Source organism: Acinetobacter sp. Ver3, assembly GCF_000632455.1.
GTDB lineage: Bacteria > Pseudomonadota > Gammaproteobacteria > Pseudomonadales > Moraxellaceae > Acinetobacter.
The window spans coordinates 1-18,604 of the sequence record NZ_JFYL01000040.1; the positions used below are offsets into that span (position 1 = coordinate 1).

General features: G+C 39.3%; 14 protein-coding genes. 7 read left to right on the forward strand and 7 right to left on the reverse strand.

Features of this window, described 5'->3' with window-relative positions:
- Positions 1–7 precede the first annotated feature (7 nt).
- Entirely contained in the window at positions 8–1,681 is a 1,674-nt protein-coding gene (locus CL42_RS10755; RefSeq protein ID WP_035268112.1) for a long-chain-fatty-acid--CoA ligase, read from the reverse strand.
- 150 nt (positions 1,682–1,831) lie between these two features.
- Positions 1,832–4,048 (reverse strand): DNA topoisomerase IV subunit A, encoded by a 2,217-nt coding sequence (parC, locus tag CL42_RS10760; RefSeq protein WP_035268114.1) that lies wholly within the window; start codon positions 4,046–4,048, stop codon positions 1,832–1,834.
- Between the two features lie 244 nt (positions 4,049–4,292).
- Here parC and CL42_RS10765 point away from each other — a divergent pair, with 244 nt between their 5' ends.
- Positions 4,293–6,023 (forward strand): hypothetical protein, encoded by a 1,731-nt coding sequence (locus CL42_RS10765; protein WP_035268116.1) that lies wholly within the window; start codon positions 4,293–4,295, stop codon positions 6,021–6,023.
- A 34-nt stretch (positions 6,024–6,057) separates the two neighbouring features.
- Here the strand turns inward: CL42_RS10765 and CL42_RS10770 are convergent, their stop codons facing one another.
- From CL42_RS10770 to CL42_RS10785, 4 genes are all read right to left on the reverse strand, one after another.
- Positions 6,058–7,377 carry an MFS transporter gene (locus tag CL42_RS10770; RefSeq protein ID WP_035268118.1) on the reverse strand — a complete coding sequence of 440 codons (1,320 nt, stop codon included), beginning with the start codon at positions 7,375–7,377 and terminating at the stop codon, positions 6,058–6,060.
- A gap of 142 nt (positions 7,378–7,519) precedes the next feature.
- Positions 7,520–8,164, reverse strand: coding sequence for a trimeric intracellular cation channel family protein (locus CL42_RS10775; RefSeq protein WP_035268119.1), 645 nt, complete (start codon positions 8,162–8,164; stop codon positions 7,520–7,522).
- Between the two features lie 61 nt (positions 8,165–8,225).
- Positions 8,226–8,693, reverse strand: coding sequence for a YchJ family protein (locus tag CL42_RS10780; RefSeq protein WP_035268120.1), 468 nt, complete (start codon positions 8,691–8,693; stop codon positions 8,226–8,228).
- Between the two features lie 54 nt (positions 8,694–8,747).
- A complete protein-coding gene (locus tag CL42_RS10785) occupies positions 8,748–10,334 on the reverse strand; it encodes a TerC family protein (protein WP_035268121.1) in 1,587 nt (528 codons plus the stop codon).
- 349 nt (positions 10,335–10,683) lie between these two features.
- On the opposite strand from CL42_RS10785, the gene CL42_RS10795 reads away from it, so the two are divergent.
- Positions 10,684–11,310 (forward strand): TIGR00730 family Rossman fold protein, encoded by a 627-nt coding sequence (locus tag CL42_RS10795; RefSeq protein WP_035268124.1) that lies wholly within the window; start codon positions 10,684–10,686, stop codon positions 11,308–11,310.
- Between the two features lie 89 nt (positions 11,311–11,399).
- Here the strand turns inward: CL42_RS10795 and CL42_RS10800 are convergent, their stop codons facing one another.
- Positions 11,400–13,241 (reverse strand): choice-of-anchor I family protein, encoded by a 1,842-nt coding sequence (locus CL42_RS10800; protein WP_035268125.1) that lies wholly within the window; start codon positions 13,239–13,241, stop codon positions 11,400–11,402.
- A 164-nt stretch (positions 13,242–13,405) separates the two neighbouring features.
- Here CL42_RS10800 and mdtD point away from each other — a divergent pair, with 164 nt between their 5' ends.
- The 5 genes from mdtD to CL42_RS10825 all read left to right on the forward strand — a co-directional run bounded on the left by mdtD (position 13,406) and on the right by CL42_RS10825 (position 18,582).
- Positions 13,406–14,797 carry a multidrug transporter subunit MdtD gene (gene mdtD / locus CL42_RS10805; RefSeq protein WP_035268126.1) on the forward strand — a complete coding sequence of 464 codons (1,392 nt, stop codon included), beginning with the start codon at positions 13,406–13,408 and terminating at the stop codon, positions 14,795–14,797.
- 88 nt (positions 14,798–14,885) lie between these two features.
- On the forward strand, positions 14,886–15,650 hold the full coding sequence (locus CL42_RS10810; RefSeq protein WP_051586592.1) for a GH25 family lysozyme: 765 nt from the start codon (positions 14,886–14,888) through the stop codon (positions 15,648–15,650).
- A 99-nt stretch (positions 15,651–15,749) separates the two neighbouring features.
- Positions 15,750–16,760 (forward strand): MBL fold metallo-hydrolase, encoded by a 1,011-nt coding sequence (locus CL42_RS10815; RefSeq protein WP_035268127.1) that lies wholly within the window; start codon positions 15,750–15,752, stop codon positions 16,758–16,760.
- Positions 16,761–16,802: 42 nt separating this feature from the next.
- On the forward strand, positions 16,803–17,864 hold the full coding sequence (gene dinB / locus CL42_RS10820) for a DNA polymerase IV (protein ID WP_035268128.1): 1,062 nt from the start codon (positions 16,803–16,805) through the stop codon (positions 17,862–17,864).
- A gap of 364 nt (positions 17,865–18,228) precedes the next feature.
- On the forward strand, positions 18,229–18,582 hold the full coding sequence (locus tag CL42_RS10825) for a RidA family protein (RefSeq protein WP_035268129.1): 354 nt from the start codon (positions 18,229–18,231) through the stop codon (positions 18,580–18,582).
- The last annotated feature ends 22 nt before the right edge of the window (positions 18,583–18,604 follow it).

Genomic DNA, 18,604 nt, shown 5'->3' on the forward strand with positions numbered 1-18,604 from the left:
ATTTGAATTATTTGCGTAAATCTTTACGAAGGATTTTACCGACATTCGATTTTGGCAATTCATCCATGAATTCAACATAACGAGGACGCTTATATCCTGTTAAGTTTTCTTTCGCAAAAGCTAACACTTCTTCTGTTGTTAGTGATGGATCTTTCTTCACAACAAACAACTTAGGCACTTCACCTGATTTTTCATCAGCCACACCAATCGCTGCAACCTCGAGTACTTTAGGATGTGTTGCAATTACTTCCTCGATTTCAGATGGGTATACGTTAAAGCCTGATACCAAGATCATATCTTTCTTACGATCAACAATCTTGAAGTAACCACGAGCATCCATGATACCGATATCACCAGTACGGAAGAAACCATCTGCGGTCATCACCTTAGCTGTTTCATCTGGTCGGTTCCAATAGCCTTTCATGACTTGAGGACCACGAATTGAAATCTCACCTTGCTCACCTTGTGGAACTTCATTGCCATCGTCATCCAATACAGCGACATCCGTTAAAGGTAATGGGATACCAATCGTACCGCTAAACTCTTCAGATGCCGGTGGGTTTGCCGTTGCAATAGGTGAAGTTTCAGAAAGACCATAGCCTTCAATAATATTTGTACCTGTGATTTTTTTCCAAGCTGCAGCAGTTGAAGGTAATACAGCCATACCACCTCCCATCGCCATTTTTAATTTGCTATGGTCAAGTTGTTTGAATTCTTCATTATGAACGAGTGCGTTGAATAAAGTATTCACAGCTGGGAAGAAACCAGGCTGATATTTGCGTAGCTCTTTAATGACTGCAGGGAGATCACGAGGGTTAGGAATCAATACGTTTGCTTGACCCTTGTACATACCATAAAGTGCACAAACCATGAATGCAAAGATATGATAGAGCGGTAATGCACAGAAAATGCGATCGTCGCTCGCACCATCTTGAGCACCAAATTTAGATTGGAAAATACCATCTGCTTGCATTAAGTTTGCCACAAGGTTGCGATGTGTTAATTCCGCACCTTTTGATACGCCTGTTGTACCACCTGTATATTGCAATACAGCAGTGTCGCTCAACGTTGTTGCTGGACGCTTATAATGTGCAGAACTGCCTTTAGACATCGCAGTCGTAAATTTAACATGTCCTGGGATACTCCAAGCTGGAATTTGCTTACGCACTTTACGTAAAACAAAATTCACGAGTGTACCTTTTAAGGTACCTAACATATCACCTACTGTCGCCACGATCACATGCTTAACTGGCGTTTTACCAAGAATTGATTGATAAACAGAAGCGAAGTTTTCAATAATCACAAGCGCTTCAGTGCCTGAGTCATTCAATTGATGCTCAAGTTCACGAGCTGTGTAAAGTGGGTTCACGTTTACAAGAACTAAGCCCGCACGGAATACACCAAGTGCTACCACTGGATATTGCAGTACGTTTGGCATCATGACCGCTACGCGAGAACCTTTTGCTAAACCAAGGCTTTGAAGATAGGCTGCAAATTGACGGCTCGCCGTATCAAGTTCATTGAACGTTAATGTTTTATCCATAAAGATAAAAGCATCACGCGAACCAAATTTCTGGAAGTTTCTCTCAAAAATATCAACAAGAGAGGTATTTTCTGGTGGTAATTCTACTGTTTGTGGAATTCCAGTTTTTTGGTATTCAGCGAACCAAATCTTTTCCATAATGCCATATTCTCCAATTAGTAATACTTGGTTTTAAACTCTTCTTTTCGATAATGTATTGAGCATCTTATTTAATTTATTGCTCAATAAAGCATCCATAGCCATAAATACATTTCATATATAACGTATTTTGTCGACTAGATGCTAGCTTTATCTTTGAATGAAGAGTTTATTTGCTTTTTGATAACCTCGTGGTAATACCTGCCCTTTTGAAGCACGTTTACCGATGTATTTCAGCAGATCATCACCTTTTAATTTCAATTGTTGTTGTCCAGCAACGACCTGAAGCACATCATCCAAGTTAAGTGTTGTCATAGACACAATGCGTTCCTTTGCATCCAACTGCATCAATTTATTACCTTTTCCTTTATTGAGCATTGGTAATTCTGTCAGCTCAGTCAGTAATAATCGTCCAGAACTGCTGAGTACAGCGATATGTGTACCATCAATTTGTTGCAATGGCATTGCGCTTGCATCATCTGCAAGCGTTAAAAACGCTTTACCCGCTTTAGCATTGGTGTCCAATTGTTTCGCTTGTGTTTTAAAACCATATCCTTTGGAGCTGATCGCTAATATTTCCACCTCATCTTCAGCAATCAGAATTTGTTGGAAATTTACTCCATTTGCTGGCGATAATTTCGAGCTTAATGGTTCACCTAAGCCGCGCGCTGAAGGTAATCCTGTAATTGGTAATGCGTAACTTCGACCAGATTGATCTAATACATACACTTTTTGATTAGATTTACCTTGTGCATGACTTAAATATTGATCTCCTGCACGGAAATTGACTTTATCTAGATCGATCTCATGTCCTTTCGCACAACGAATCCAACCCGCTTCCGATAAAATGACAGTGACAGGATCAGCTGGTATCAAATCTTGTTCACTAATCGCGGTCGCTTCTTCACGCTGAACAATTGGAGATCGGCGATCATCACCAAACTTTTTCGCATCTTCTTTTAATTCTGAAATGATCAGATTTTTTAAAGATTCAGGATTCGCCAATTGCTCTCGAATCACGGCTGCTCGAGCTTCAAGCTCTTCTTGTTCACGGCGAATTTCCATTTCTTCGAGACGCGCCAAATGACGTAATTTAAGCTCTAGAATGGCTTCGGCTTGAATTTCATCAATACCGAAATGTGACATTAAGACTTCTTTCGGATGATCTTCCTCACGAATAATTCGAATTACCGTATCAATATCTAAATACGCAATTAAAAGCCCAGCCAGAATATGTAGACGTTTTTCAATTTTATTCAAATGGTATTGCAAACGTCTCGTCACAGTCGTTTTACGAATTTCAATCCATTCCAACAAAATACGACGGATAGATTTTACTTGTGGACGACCATCAGCACCAATCATGTTCATATTGACGCGGTAGCTCGACTCGAGATCGGTCGTGGCAAATAAATGGCTCATGACCGCATCTGCATCGATACGATTTGAACGCAAGACAATTACCAAACGTGTTGGACATTGATGATCTGATTCATCTCGTACATCACTTACCAACGGTAATTTTTTTGCCTGCATTTGATCAGCAATTTGGCTGATAATTTTAGAGCCAGAAACCTGATATGGTAATTCACTGATGACAATTTCATTTTTTTCAACCGAATATACCGCACGCATGCGATAACTGCCGCGCCCAGTGCTTTGTAATTTCAGTAATTCATCAGCAGGTGTAATAATTTCTGCTTGAGTCGGTAAGTCTGGACCAGGAATATATTCAGCAACTTTTTCATCAGACAAATTCGGGTTACGAATCAGTGCAATTGTACCCTTAACAACTTCCCGTAAATTGTGTGGTGGAATATCTGTTGCCATTCCCACCGCAATTCCCGTCGTACCATTTAAAAGAATATTCGGTACGCGTGCTGGTAAATTTACAGGCTCTTTTAATGAACCATCAAAGTTATCTTGCCAGTCGACAGTTCCTTGACCTAACTCAGAGAGCAGGACTTCACTATATTGTGATAGTTTGGCCTCAGTATATCGCATTGCAGCAAACGACTTTGGATCATCTGGTGATCCCCAGTTGCCTTGCCCTTCAATAAATGGATAACGATAACTAAATGGCTGTGCCATTAAGACCATTGCTTCATAACAAGCAGAATCACCATGCGGATGATATTTACCTAAAACATCACCAACTGTACGTGCTGATTTTTTGGGTTTACCACTATGCTTTAGACCAAGCTCGCTCATCGCATATACGATACGGCGTTGTACAGGTTTTAATCCGTCACTAATATGAGGCAATGCACGATCCATAATCACGTACATCGCATAGTTTAGGTAAGCTTGTTCTGTAAATTCTGCTACAGAACGATTCTCTGTCGCTTGGTGCGCAAGGCTTGTCATTGAATCGTGAAATCCTAATGAATGAATAGTTTAAGGGTGTATGCTAGTCTCCCAAACTGCGAAGAACAAGCAAGGTTGGACACTTTGTAAAGATAAAATAACAAAAAAAAGGCCAGTTGGTTTTATTTCATTTTAAATTGGACTTTTTTCTTGTATCCAATTAATTTTATTGAATATACAATAATCAAAACACAACTTTATAACAAATGATTTTACATACGCTCATCGTATGAACGGAACAAACATGCATAATTACATTCCTTATGATCTTCGCTCAAAATTATTTCAAATTGACCCTAATCTAGATGTTCATTGGCAAACGCGTTTAAAAAATATTTTAAATAGTGTTCCCGCACCAATACAAGGTCTGATACAGGAACAATTCCTGACTGCGAAGAATATTTACTGGGATCAACATCGACAATCATTCACTTTTAAGGGCATTGTTGGTCTTCAGGATTTAAGCAGTCATTTAATCTCACCGAAAATGCGAACTTTGGCTGAAAAGATCGCAGCCACTTTAGAAACGCTTAAATCATATCAAGACGTAATTAAAATCGCCGATTACTTAGAAACTGTACAAAATCAAATTGATCGTATTGAAACAGAAGAAGATCAAAGTTTTCTTAGAGACAAACAACTGCTACGAAAAACTTTTTTATATGATGCTGCAAATATCATCAAAACACTCGACTTAAATGTTCCTGATAATTGCCGACATTTAACAGCTGAAGAAATTCGTACTTTTATTCTTGAAGTTCATATTAAACATCAAATTTTAGGCTATTGGTTCAAAACCATCCTCCCGAGACAACTGAAGCAAATTAGCCATCCATTATTCCAGGACTTTATTATTCAAGAACAAAAAATTCGTGATTTTGATGTGATTGAAAGCAGTCAGTATTTATATCTGGTCGCGACCATTCATGACTTTAGACAGAACCCATATTCTATCCGCCGCTTTTTAATGGAAGAAAAGCTAGGTCTTGAAGATCGTGTTTACCTAAATGGCGTGGTGTTGGATAAGAAACGTTTAAATGATCCAAGTTATTTAGAACAATTTAAATGGCAAGTCAGTCGAATTATTACGATTCAAAGACAGATCACGACTCCTATTTTGGATCTGATGGAAAAATTTCATAACGTCAATTTTGATCTGTTATTACCGTTACTCAAAAAACCGCTCGATGCTTCTGGATTTTCAGTCGAACAAGTCATTAACGAGCGCCTTTTAGATTTCGAAAAAGCTTTAACTCTTGAGATCTTGCAACCTTTTCAATATGCACTGCGTCATTCAATTCGTCACCCTGATGAGTTTGATTATTGTTTTATCAGTATGCATCGTCTGTTCTCTGATATTGCGAGTTTTTATAAAGACTTTTCAAGTGAACCCATTATTGCCTTCAATACTCAAGCTCAAATTTTCGAATATAAAATTTTATCCTATTTAAAATTGATGGAAAAACGCCGTCATACCATTTTTGTGAGTTTAGATGCAGAGTCTTATGCGGCAAGTCATAGCAAATCTCAAGCAGCGATTGAGCAAGTCAAAACGATTATTGCCGATGCTCTAGACCAACATAAAGTCAATCAAATTGCTTTCAATCAGAAAAAAAGAGAACTCGAAAGCCAATCAAACAAAGGATTCTTTCAAAAAATGTTTGATAAAACTGAAAAGTTAAAATCGGAGCTTGAAGCGCTTAAATTGGCTGGAATTAATAATCGACGAATTGCATATTTAGATCTCGTGAAAGTGCCTAAAAAACATGATGAAACGACGGTGTACCTTGAGTTTGAAAGTTTGATTTCAATTAATCAGACTGAGCGTCACTATGCTTTTGTCAATGGCGACAATGGGGTATCAGCCTTGCCTATTTTAATTCAACTCCCTGAAGATAAAGAAAAATTCAATCTTCAGCAAGTGTCGAACACATTACATTTTGACTTAACTAAAGCACGTCAAAAATGGGTCTAAAAAAGAGGAGCTTAGCTCCTCTTTTTTCACAGATTTACATCCCCATAGACTCAAGTGTCTTACCTTTGGTTTCCTCACCGAGCACCAAGATCACGGCTGCAACTGCCAATAATACAGCGGTAAACATCATAAATACTTGGCTAAATCCATTTGAAGCCACCATCATATGGGTAACCACTAAAGGTGCAACAATCCCACCAATACGCCCAATTGCTGCTGCCCAACCTGATCCGAAAGCACGAATATTTGCAGGATATTGTTCAGGCGTGTAGGTATATAAAACGCCCCATGCACCAAGATTAAAGAATGACATCAAGCATCCCCAGAACATGATCATCGCTACGGTATCAGCCTGCCCAAAGAAATATGCTGATACTGCACACATTGCAATAAAGCCTGAAAGCGTCGCTTTACGCCCTAACTTTTCGACGAGCCATGCCGCGACAATATAACCTGGCAATTGTGCTAAAATCATCCCGAGAACATATTCAAAAGACTGCACAATGGTATATCCCTCTTTGACTAAAAGACTTGGTAACCACGTGAAAATACCGTAATACGAATAAACAATCCCAAACCAAATTAACCACAACATTAAACTGCGCTTTGCGAAACCGCTTGACCATAACTGGCCAAAACTGACATTTGAATGTGTTGAAACTGGTTTCACTTCAATTTTGTCGATGACTTCAACACCACACTGCCGCTCGATTTTTTGTACAATCGCGTGCGCTTGATCAATACGACCTCGATTGATCAAGTAAGGAATAGATTCCGGAACTTTTTTTAGAATAACGAAGACATAAAGTGCAGGCAAACCACCCAATAAAAATACAACATGCCAATCAAATTTAGGGATGACGAAATAAGAAACCAGTGCAGCACATAACCAGCCTAGCCCCCAGAAGCTTTCAAGTAACACAATAAAGCGACCACGAACATGGGCTGGAATGTATTCACTCACTAAAGTCACGGCAACTGGTAACTGTCCGCCTAAGCCTAAACCTACAATAAATCTAAAGATTAATAACCATGTTAAATTTGGTGCGAAAGCACAAAGGGCTGTTGCGATGCTATAAATGACCAAAGTTGTAGCAAATACTGCTTTACGCCCGATTCGATCTGCCAGTCCACCAGAGAACACTGCACCTATCGCCATCCCCACAAAGCCTATGGATACAACCCAACCTTTTTCAGCAGGCGTCATTTGCCAGTCTTCAGCCATCTTCGCCAAGATAAAGGAAATTAGTCCAGTATCCATTGCATCAAACATCCAGCCTAATCCAATCACCCACAACAAGGTGTAGTGAAATTTACCAATAGGTAAACGCTGTATTCGTGAGATTAAATCCATAGCATGCTCTCTGTGAGGAGTGATTTAAATACAACCAATGACAATCGCTGTTTTCTCAACACTGCTTATTTTATTTTCTAAAGAACCATATAAAAATGACCGATCACATTATCGGCCATTTTCAAAGATGAGTGTAAAAAGTTTAATTTACATCTTTTGATGACGCCGACTGTTCATCATCATCTTTATAAATAAATTTTGGCATTTCAAGGCCAAAGTAAATTGCGATACAACGCAATGTGAAACCAAAAACAAGAGTAGAAATAATGGTGATATCTTGTGAAAAACCGACTTCGATACAGCCCCAATAGAAAATGACCGCAACAAAAGAAATACTGGCATAAAGTTCGCGACGGAAGACTAAAGGCACATCGTTACATAAGATATCTCGTAAAATACCCCCTGAAACGCCTGTCAATACACCTGCCACTGCACAAACCACGAAACCCTGTTCCATTTGAATCGCAATTTGACAACCAATAATGGTAAAACCTATCAGACCTAAGGCATCTAGAAGTAAGAATACCGAACGTAGATGTCGCATCCATTTTGCGATAAAAATCGTAAATAATGCTGCACAACATGTAAGTACTAGATATTCAGGATGTTTCACCCAAGTTAAAGGATAGTGCCCTAGCAAAACATCACGAACTGATCCTCCGCCCAAAGCAGTCACACAGGCAATAATAATGACACCAAACCAATCCATACTTCGTCGACCTGCAGACAAGGCGCCTGTCATCGCTTCCGCAGTAATCGCAATAATATAAATAACGGTGAGTAACATTGCCCTACTTCCAAATGAGGGTTTTTAATGCGCAATATTCTAAGTTAATTAAAAATTAATTCTAGAGAAATCGCGCACAACATTGCTTAAATTTTTTTCCTGATCCACAAATACAAGGCTGCTTCATCGTCACAGTTTGATCTGTCGTTGGGTCTAAAAAATACCACTGTCTATTGATGAATACGAAATTTGAGGTTTCATGATGGACATGTACCTGATCGACATGTTGGTAATGTGCTTTGAATTCAACTTGAGCATGGGTTTTATCCAGACGAGGTAAATGCTGAATAACCTCTAATTTTAACCACTGATTGCTCATCGCCCAATCCCGAATGGCAGCAATGTCTAAATGACTTTGCTGACCTGATGCTGTGGTACTCACAATATAGTCGATTTCATGTTTAGCGAATGCACTATAGCGAGAACGCATGAGCTGTTCAGCACTTTCTGCATCACGCTGACCACGATGTAAAGGTTCACAACAGTGTGTATAAATTCCACGCCCGCAAGGACAATTGAGTTCGGACATCAATATTCCAAAAAAAATAGCACCTAATCAGATGCTATTTTAACTGAGTTTAAATCATTCTGATGGGTCTTGTTTTACGATGGGTACAATATGTACTTTTTCGATTTTATGACCATCCATTGTAACCACCTCAAATAGATATCCTTCTGCTTCAAAGGTTTCTCCATTTTCAGGTAAATGTCCTAAATGGAATAAGATATAACCAGACAGCGTAGAATACTGTTCTGACTCATCAACTAAATCACGATCAAGCAATAATGAAATATGACGAATATCAGTTGAACCCTCGAGCATGAGTGAACCATCCTCTAAGCTTTCAACTGCAGTTTCTATTTCATTTTCGTTCGGGAACTCACCGGCAATCGCTTCTAAAATATCAATCGGCGTTGCAATACCCTCAATGGAACCATATTCATTGAGCACAATCGCCATTTGTAAGGGTGCCTGACGCAATTGATCCATCACCATTAAGACTTGAGCGCTTTCATGGACAATGACAGGCTCTCGAATGTGTTTTTCGAAATTAAAATCGCCTGATTCAATATAGTCATTCAAAACGTTATGCGTGAGCACCACCCCAGCAATATTGTCTAGCTCGCCATGTGCAACGATCAAACGTGAATGTTTCATAGAAAGCACTTGATGTTTAATACTTTCAGGATCGTCATCTAAATCGATCCATTCGAGTTCTGGACGTGGGGTCATTAATGATTTGACTGGTCGCTCAGATAAACCTAATACTCCTTGCAACATCACGCTTTGGTATACCGCATTCTCATCCGAGAACATTTCCTCTACCAACGCTTGGGTAGCCAAAACATCATCCGTATTTGCCGATTGAGCATCTGCCGTTTTTGACTTACCACCCAGCATACGAATGACGGCAGATGCTGTTTTGAAACGTAAATCAGTCGTTGTTACCGTTTTTTCTTGGTTACGGCGCATCAATTGATTTAAAAACTCAATCAGGACAGAGAAACCAATTGCAGCGTATAGATAACCCTTCGGAATGTGGAAGCCTAGGCCTTCGACAACCAATGAGAAACCGATCATCATCAAGAAACATAGACACAGAATCACCACAGTTGGATGCTTATTCACAAAGTCCATGAGGGCTTTAGAGGCCCATAGCATGATTCCTATCGCAATAATTACGGCGATCATCATGACCGAAAGATCTTTGACCATACCGACTGCTGTAATCACACTGTCGAGTGAGAACACTGCATCCAATACCACGATCTGTACAATGACCATCCAAAATGCAGCATGAACAGGATTTTCTTCTTTAACATGAACTTTACTTTCTAGACGTTCATGTAGTTCTAAAGTTCCCTTCATTAACAAGAAAATACCGCCAAAAATCAAAATAAGATCTCGGGCTGAAAACGGATGATCAAAGATATGGAATAATGGATTCGTTAATGTGATAATCCAAGCGATTGACGCCAAAAGGATTAGGCGCATGCCAAGCGCGAGCGTTAAGCCTAAAATTCTGGCTTTATTGCGTTGCTCAGGCGGCAGTTTTTCCGCCAAAATCGCGATAAAGACGAGATTATCAATCCCGAGAACAATTTCTAAAATAATTAAAGTTAAGAGTCCCACCCATGCGGAAGGATCAGACATCCATTCAAAAATCATGAGTTACACTCCCACGTTTCAGGAAGATGGGATTCATTTAAACCAAAGTGATGAGGCAAAGTTATAAATGCAGTATTTAAATTTAGAAAATAAATAATATTTTGTTCTATTGAGCGATGTCGATCACTACTCATATTGATGTATTGGTTGCCGAACAGATTTTCAGTATAGAAAAGATTTTATTGCAATTCACTATTTTTTCGGTGAATCAAGATTGGCTTTATCAATCATTTTGGAATGAAACTACAAAATATTTCAAAAAAATCTTATTTATCTATACAGTTGTCACCTTTCTTGCTTAGATTAAACTACATGATGAAGTTAATTTAAAAAAGGTGAGTAAATAAATATGAATACAAGCATTCTTAATAACACCTTAGAGACCGATACATCAGTTAAATCAAAAGCAACTCAATGCCTTATTGCACTTTATTGTGGTTCTCGTTTTGGCAATAATCCTATTTACCAACAAAAAGCCATTGCTTTGGCTGAAAAAATTGCAAGGCAAGGATTTGGCATCGTATATGGTGGTGCAAGTATCGGATTAATGGGACAAGTCGCAGATACAGTCATTGAAAACAATGGTGAAGTTGTTGGTGTTATTCCTGAATTTATGCTTGATTACGAGGTTGCCCATAATCAGTTAACAGAACTTCACGTGGTAAGAACAATGCATGAACGCAAAGCCATGATGGCTGAACGTGCTAGTGCTTTTGTTGCGCTCCCGGGAGGTTTAGGTACATTTGAAGAAATCTTAGAAATCGCAACTTGGGGACAGTTAAATCAACACCAAAAACCAATGATTATTTATAACGTCAATGGATTCTATAATGCCTTGATTGCACAACTCGATCATGCAGTACAAGAAGGTTTTCTACCTGCTCAACATCGGGCAAAAATCATCGTATGCGAGCATTCACATCAAATCATCAATGCCATCGCAAACATGAAATGCCCTGAACAATTCGTGGTCTAAATTCGACAAGACTTTAAAGCATTACGCATGACGAGTAAAAAATAAAAGAGCCATATGGCTCTTTTATCATACATCTACACGATCAGGCTCTATTTCAACGTGATTTGATACGTTGCTGTAGTACCACTGACTTCATTCCCTACAATCAGTAAAGGCGTACCCGTTGGAGATTCTTTTGCGGAAACAAAGGTTAATCCTTCAGGACCTAAGTCTCCTGCCTGACCTTCCTCGATATCGGCAGTGGTTGCATCAAGTTTTCGCGAATGAATATATTGTACAAATTGGGGTTGGGCAGGATTGGAGATGTCATATACCATCACGCCTCCAACTCGTTCTAAACCAATAAATGCATAAGTTTTCTGGCCGATTTGACCTATCACCACGCCTTCTGGCTCTGGTCCCTTATTGTCACTACGATTATCGAACCCTGCTTCTTCATGGTTTGCATTAAAGATCTCAGGATGGTGCTGAGCAATATATTGTTCAAAATCATCACCCGAATCCCAAACCAGCTCTAATCCTGTTTGAGCATCATTTTCTGTCCAAATACTGACAGATCGTGCCCCGAAGCTATATAAATGATCATAAACCAAATTGCCTCGAGCATTGAGTTTAGGTGTGCCATCAGTATTCTTTTGATAACCTTCAGTCCAAGTGATATTCAAACGACCAAGCATCTTGTCTTCACGGCATCCTTTAGCATCTCCATCGATCGCTCCACAATATGCAAAATGCAGAGGATTCAATTCAGCACCTTTCGCCAGTGCTCGTAACTGTGGTGGCAGATCTTCCCCTTGTCGTCTATCGAAACCATCTTTATGGACTAGATGCTTCACACGCCATTCTTCAACAAAACCCTTTTTAATATTACCTTGAGCACTCGGATTATCCTTTAATTTTTCTCCCCAATATTCAGGATCATCTTCACCCCAAGCACGAGCATCCCCTTCATTGGCAGTGACAATATACGTTTTACCATTGACTTCGTAACTTGAGATCGCATCTGGCATATATAAGCCACGAACATGCTGCCAAGTTTGAATATTGATCTTCGCAAGACCATTTTCACCATCGGCATCACTGACATCTAAACCATGACCTTGTAAGCCATGATCTTTAAAACCGAGCGGATAAACAGCCATGACTTTGGCATTTAAAACATCCACCTTAGCTAAGGCATTATTTTCCTGTAATGCGACCCATGCAATTTTGCCATCTGTGCTGAGTGTGATGTATTCAGGTTCAAAATTTTGCGCTACTGTTGCATTTGGACCATAAATTCGCACACCTTGATCACGTAATAGTTGAGCTTGACTATTAAAGGCTTTGAAGTCAGCTGTTTTTGCAACTGGTTTGTTCAAATTTGAGAGATCAATGATTGAAATCGAACCTTCGGGATCAATCGCATAATCATGAGATGGCTCTCCTTCATTCGCCACCAATAAGGTTTTACCATCTGTACTAAAGGTCAGCATATCGGGTAGAGAACCCACTGGAACTTGGGCAATAAAGCTCGAATCATTGGCATTAAAAAGTGCCACGATTCCTGGATCTGTTTTATCTTTGGCTTGTACAGCCAAGGCAACAATTCCATTTTTTACAGCAACACTATTTACTTCTGAGTCTGTTAAATAAGATTTAGCATCTAAAGAGCCAATCCATTTAGGTTGCTGAGGTTGGCGATAATCAAAAATATCAACCACGCCTTCTTTTGCGTTTACAACAAACAATCTTTGGCTTTGTGCATCATAGGCAGGTATCTCTGCTGCGCTGACCGCAAAACCACGACTTTCTGTACGACTGAGATAGTTGAGTTCAATCGATTCAGGCGTAATATTTGGTACTGATGTGATATTGTTAGTGTCATCATTACATGCCCCTAGCCCCAATGCACACATTGCGATCACAAGTGCGTTAGACTTTAGCTTCATTTTTTTAATCTTCTTATGATGTTGTTGGCAACAACTCTATGACCATGCGATGACAATGCTGTGACCATTAGATTGCAATTTTGTTGCAAATCCTTCGTAAATAAACCACAAGTGATACTGAGAAACTGTTTTAAAATATTAACTTACTAATATGATCCTACAAGATGAGCAGCACAGCACACCAACCCTTACAGCCTGAGTTTAGATTATTGGTGTTTTTGGTTTCGATCGGCTTTTTTATGCAAGGTCTAGACACAACTATCATCAATACTGCGATTCCTGCAATCGCTCATCACCTCAATGAAGATCCTCTACACATGCATAGTGTCGTGGTGGCTTATGTATTGTCAGTCGCAGCCTGTATTCCACTCAGTGGTTGGCTGGCTGACCGATTTGGTGTCCGAAATGTTTATTTTTCTGCAATTATCATTTTCACTTTGGCATCGCTCGGATGTGCATTTTCTTCTAATTTAAATGAGCTTTTATTTTTCCGAGTGATTCAAGGGATTGGAGGTGCTTTACTGCTTCCAGTTGGGCGTCTTGCAATGTTGAAAATCATTCCTAGAACCCAATTCCTTGCAGCCATGTCTCTGATGAGTCTTGCAGGTCTGATTGGCCCCTTAATCGGTCCTACTCTTGGCGGATGGTTAGTGGAGTACGTGACTTGGGAGTGGATTTTCTTAATTAATATTCCTATTGGACTCATTGGAGTTTTTCTCACATTTAAAGCCATGCCAAATGTGACCGAGACCCATGTTGCTAAATTTGATTTTTTTGGCTTCTTGTTATTAGTCATCGCGATGGTTGGCTTAAGTTTAGGGATTGAAAATTTTGCTAGCCCCTATCTTCCACTATGGTGGAGTATTGTTCTTATTGTGTTTGGTTTATCTGCAAGTGCTTGGTACATGGTGCATGCCCATACCCACCAAAATGCTCTATTTCGTGGGAAACTATTCAAAAATCAAATTTTCGCGATTGGTATTGTAGGCAACTTTTTTGCCCGCTTAGGCGGCAATGCGATGCCTTTTCTTATCCCCTTAATGCTACAAGTTGCTTTTGGTTTTGAACCATTTATTACTGGTTTACTTATGATTCCAACGGTATTGGGTTCACTGGCATCAAAACCGATCATTCGCCAAATTATTCAACGATTTGGGTATCGTCGGGTGTTATTAGTCAATACCTGCCTTACTGGCTTATGTATTGCAAGTTTTGCCCTCACCTCAGCCGAAACACCTTTATGGCTAAGAACATTACATTTCTTCATTTTTGGTATGTTGAACTCACTGCAATTTGTTTCTATGAATACGCTAACCTTAAAGGATTTGCCTCAACAAGATGCTAGTAGTGGTAACAGTTTTCTCTCGATGATTATGATGGTATCCATGAGTATTGGTGTAGCGCTTGCAGGTACACTGGTTAATGTGTTCACCGCTTATCTTGGTACTGCACAAATGCAACAGGCCTTCCAATGGACCTTAATTTTAATGGGCTCAATTAATATTATTACCATGTTTATTTTTTGGAAAATTCCGAAAGAAATGGATGATGACTAATGAATATGGATTCTAGATACTGTCGCTACCATTTACGTTTATTCGCGTTATGATATTAATCATATTTCGCACCAATCTTTAAGTGCTCATGAATTCAAAAAATAAGCAGCATATCTATTCGCAGAAGATTATCTTGTGGACCTCCCTTTTAGGTGCAGCCCTGATCGCACTCATGGTCGGATTATTGAGCTTTTTCTTTTTGCCGTTTCAACCAGCAACAGCTCAAGAATATCCAATCAAAGGATTTGATGTCTCACATCATCAAAAAGAGATTCGCTGGTCGCAAATTCCAAAAAAGGAATATCAATTTGTCTACCTCAAAGCAACAGAAGGTGGCGACTTTAAAGATCGAAAATTTCAGGATTATTGGCTTAAAGCACGCGAGCATGGTTTTAAAGTCGGAGCGTATCATTTCTATCGACTTTGCCGTGATGGGAAAGTTCAGGCATTAAATTTCATTGACTCTGTGCCACGTAAAGAAGATGCCCTTCCCCCAGTCATTGATTTGGAATACGACAGCAATTGCATCAATACCTATAGCAAAGAACAACTGTTACATGAAATCGATGTTATGCACGATTTGCTGCATCAACATTATGGCAAACAACCTATCTTTTATGTTTCTAAAGCCTTCTATAACATCGTACTTGCTGGCGCTTTTACAGATACCCCACTCTGGGTACGTGAATACACCACTCAACCTGAATTAAAAGACAATCCAGATTGGATTTTTTGGCAATACACCAATAAAGGCAAAATTAAGGGTATTTCTACACCAGTGGATTTGAATGTATTTAATGGCGATCAAAACGACTGGATAAAATTTCTAAAATTAAATCAAATTGAGCCATAAATCTTAAGGAGTCAGTACGTTACAACTAAAGAGATCTAACAAAAAAATAGAGTGCAGCTGGGCTCAAGCAAGCGAGTTACGCTTTATAAGGATGACATGATGTCGCTTAAAAAATGGATTTTAACAGTGGTTGGTCTTTTGGCTGTCACGCTCATGGCTGCGTTTTTTTATTTATGGCAACCATCAGGAAAGCTCTCCGAATTTAATCAATGGAAGGCTAAAATAGACCAACCCGTCAGTGAACAAAAATTAAATGTTCGCTTTTTTGGCGTTTCCACATTGCTATTTGATGATGGTAATTCACAAATTCTAATTGATGGTTTTTTTAGTCGACCATCTCTCATGAACATTGCTTTACAACGCCTCTCCAGTGATCAAGCACTGCTTCACAATATGATTCAGGACCATGAGCTTAAACGCCTCAAAGCCATATTGGTGACCCACAGTCACTATGATCATGCTTTGGATATTTCAGTGCTCGGAAGTTCACTCCCAAAAACTCACATCATTGGTTCGTTGAGTACACTAAATATAGCACGAGGCGGCAAAGTGCCTGAGCATCAATTGAAACTGGCTGTGCCTTTTCAAGCACTACAATTGGGTGCATTTCGTATTACGCCTATTCCCTCACAACATACGCCACCTACAGCAGTGAACAATGATTTAGGTGAAGAGATTCTGCATCCACTGCCTCAGCCAGCACGTTTTTATGAGTTTAAAGAAGGCGGTAGCTTTGACTACTTGATTGAGCACAATAATCACAAAATTTTAGTTAAAGCCAGCACAGGTGCACTTCCTAATCAATTTCAGAAGTTAAATGTAGATGTCTTGTTTTTAGGAATTGCTCAGCTTTCAAAACAATCACCCGAGTTTCAACAGCAGTATCTCGCTGAAACCATTGATCAGTTACAACCGAAAGAAGTCATACCAATTCATTGGGACAATTTCTTAAAACCACTTTCACAGCCTTTAGAATTTCTACCACGAATAGCAGATCATTCTCCGAAAAGCCTACAACTCGTGATTGATCATGCACAGCATCAAGGTCGAAAGGTGACTTTACTGACGGAGCCTTACGCATACCCAATAATCAGCTCAACGATGCCTTAATTATGGGTTAAAATTAAGGCATCTCATGATTGATTGAACATTTTGCGAAAGATAATTCATATCGATATGGATGCTTTTTACGCTTCTGTGGAGCTTAGAGAGCGTCCAGAATTACAACACTTACCTGTGGTCATTGCATCTCATCACCCACGGGCCGTCGTTGCAGCAGCATCATACCCAGCTCGTGAGTATGGCTTACGTTCGGCCATGTCGATGACACAAGCCAAAAAACTTTGCCCACAAGTGATCGTCATTGAGCCAAATTTTTCTAAATACCAACATGTATCAGCCCAAATTCATGAGATATTTCAAAAACATACCAGCATCATCGAACCCTTATCGCTGGATGAAGCATATCTGGATGTCACTGAAAATTTACAGCAGATCCCAAGCGCTACTGAAGTTGCGATGCATATTCGTGATGAAATATTTCAGCTTACTGGATTGACCGCCTCAGCAGGCGTTGCACCAAATAAGTTTTTAGCCAAAATTGCATCTGATTGGAATAAACCGAATGGCATTTGTGTGATCAAACCCAATCAGGTGCAACAGTTTATCTATGATCTTCCACTCAAAAAAATCCCTGGTGTAGGAAAGGTCACACAGGAAAAATTAAAAGCTTTGCAACTCGAAAAACTTGGGGATTTACAGCAAGTCGAAGAAAACTTTCTCACTCATCATTTCGGAAAATATGGCAAACAATTATTTCTCTATGCTCAAGGGATCGATGAGCGACCTGTTCAAAGCGAACGTCAAAGACAGCAAATTTCTAAAGAAACCACGTTTGATGAAGATCTTTTTTTAAACCAATGTGATCAATTTTGGACTTCACTGCTTTCTCGTGTTTGGCAAAATCTTCAAAACAAGGAAATGATCGCTAGAGGTATCAGCGTCAAACTCAAACTTAAAAATTTTCAAGTTTTACAACACTCTAAAAGCTTTAAACAACCTTTCAATCACATAGAGGATTTGCAACTGGCACTCAAATTATTGTTAATGGAAATGAATATTCCTGATGAATATCAGTTTAGACTCATTGGTGTTGGGGTGTATCAACTTTCAGAAAAACAACAAGACACGCAACTCAATTTATTCGGATTGTAAATTTCGTCTAGTTTTCATGCAAAAGAACAAAATTAAGTCAATTTTTTTCGCCTTTTTTTCCTTTTTAGAGTAATCTAATCGCGCAATACATTTACCCATGTGTCTGCTGAGATGTTGTTAGAAGACCTATATCTAACACATTTGTCCTGTGATTGGCGTGACAATCCATCCGAATATTACAGGGCACTCTAATCTGAATGGGTACAATGTCCTTTCCCTCCAAATATTTCTGATCTCCTCCCATAAAAATAAACTTTCAGAGATACAGCAATTAAACCGAATTCATAGTTCCACTTCCCCTATACTTTCTAAATCCTATACGGCATTTCATAATCTATATTTATATCTATAAGGGATGAGCTTTATGTCTGTTCAACGTTTACACGTTCAAAAACGTTTTTCTGAGGTCGCTATTTTTGGTCACTTCGTTCATCTGGCAGGTCAGTTAGCAGAAGACACGTCGCTCGACATTCGTGGACAGTCACAACAAACCTTTGACATTATTGACCGTTTATTGGCTGAAGCAGGTACAGATAAAAGCCATATCATGTCTGTGACAATCTATCTAAAAGATATTGAAAAGGATTATGTAGCATTCAATGAAGTTTGGGATGCATGGGTTTCTGATATTCAAGCCCTACCGCGTACATGCGTAGAGGCCAAACTGTATCATCCCGATGTTCTTGTTGAGTTAACGGTAATAGCCGCGAAACCTTGATAAAAAAAGCATGCCTGAGCAT

Coding starts and splice junctions, on each gene's coding strand:
- CL42_RS10765 (WP_035268116.1), top strand. CDS start 4,293: ATGCATAATTACATTCCTTATGATCTTCGCTCAAAATTATTTCAAATT.
- CL42_RS10770 (WP_035268118.1), bottom strand. CDS start 7,377: ATGGATTTAATCTCACGAATACAGCGTTTACCTATTGGTAAATTTCAC.
- CL42_RS10825 (WP_035268129.1), top strand. CDS start 18,229: ATGTCTGTTCAACGTTTACACGTTCAAAAACGTTTTTCTGAGGTCGCT.
- CL42_RS10795 (WP_035268124.1), top strand. CDS start 10,684: ATGAATACAAGCATTCTTAATAACACCTTAGAGACCGATACATCAGTT.
- mdtD (WP_035268126.1), top strand. CDS start 13,406: ATGAGCAGCACAGCACACCAACCCTTACAGCCTGAGTTTAGATTATTG.
- CL42_RS10785 (WP_035268121.1), bottom strand. CDS start 10,334: ATGATTTTTGAATGGATGTCTGATCCTTCCGCATGGGTGGGACTCTTA.
- CL42_RS10815 (WP_035268127.1), top strand. CDS start 15,750: ATGTCGCTTAAAAAATGGATTTTAACAGTGGTTGGTCTTTTGGCTGTC.
- CL42_RS10775 (WP_035268119.1), bottom strand. CDS start 8,164: ATGTTACTCACCGTTATTTATATTATTGCGATTACTGCGGAAGCGATG.
- CL42_RS10780 (WP_035268120.1), bottom strand. CDS start 8,693: ATGTCCGAACTCAATTGTCCTTGCGGGCGTGGAATTTATACACACTGT.
- CL42_RS10755 (WP_035268112.1), bottom strand. CDS start 1,681: ATGGAAAAGATTTGGTTCGCTGAATACCAAAAAACTGGAATTCCACAA.
- parC (WP_035268114.1), bottom strand. CDS start 4,048: ATGACAAGCCTTGCGCACCAAGCGACAGAGAATCGTTCTGTAGCAGAA.
- CL42_RS10800 (WP_035268125.1), bottom strand. CDS start 13,241: ATGAAGCTAAAGTCTAACGCACTTGTGATCGCAATGTGTGCATTGGGG.
- CL42_RS10810 (WP_051586592.1), top strand. CDS start 14,886: ATGAATTCAAAAAATAAGCAGCATATCTATTCGCAGAAGATTATCTTG.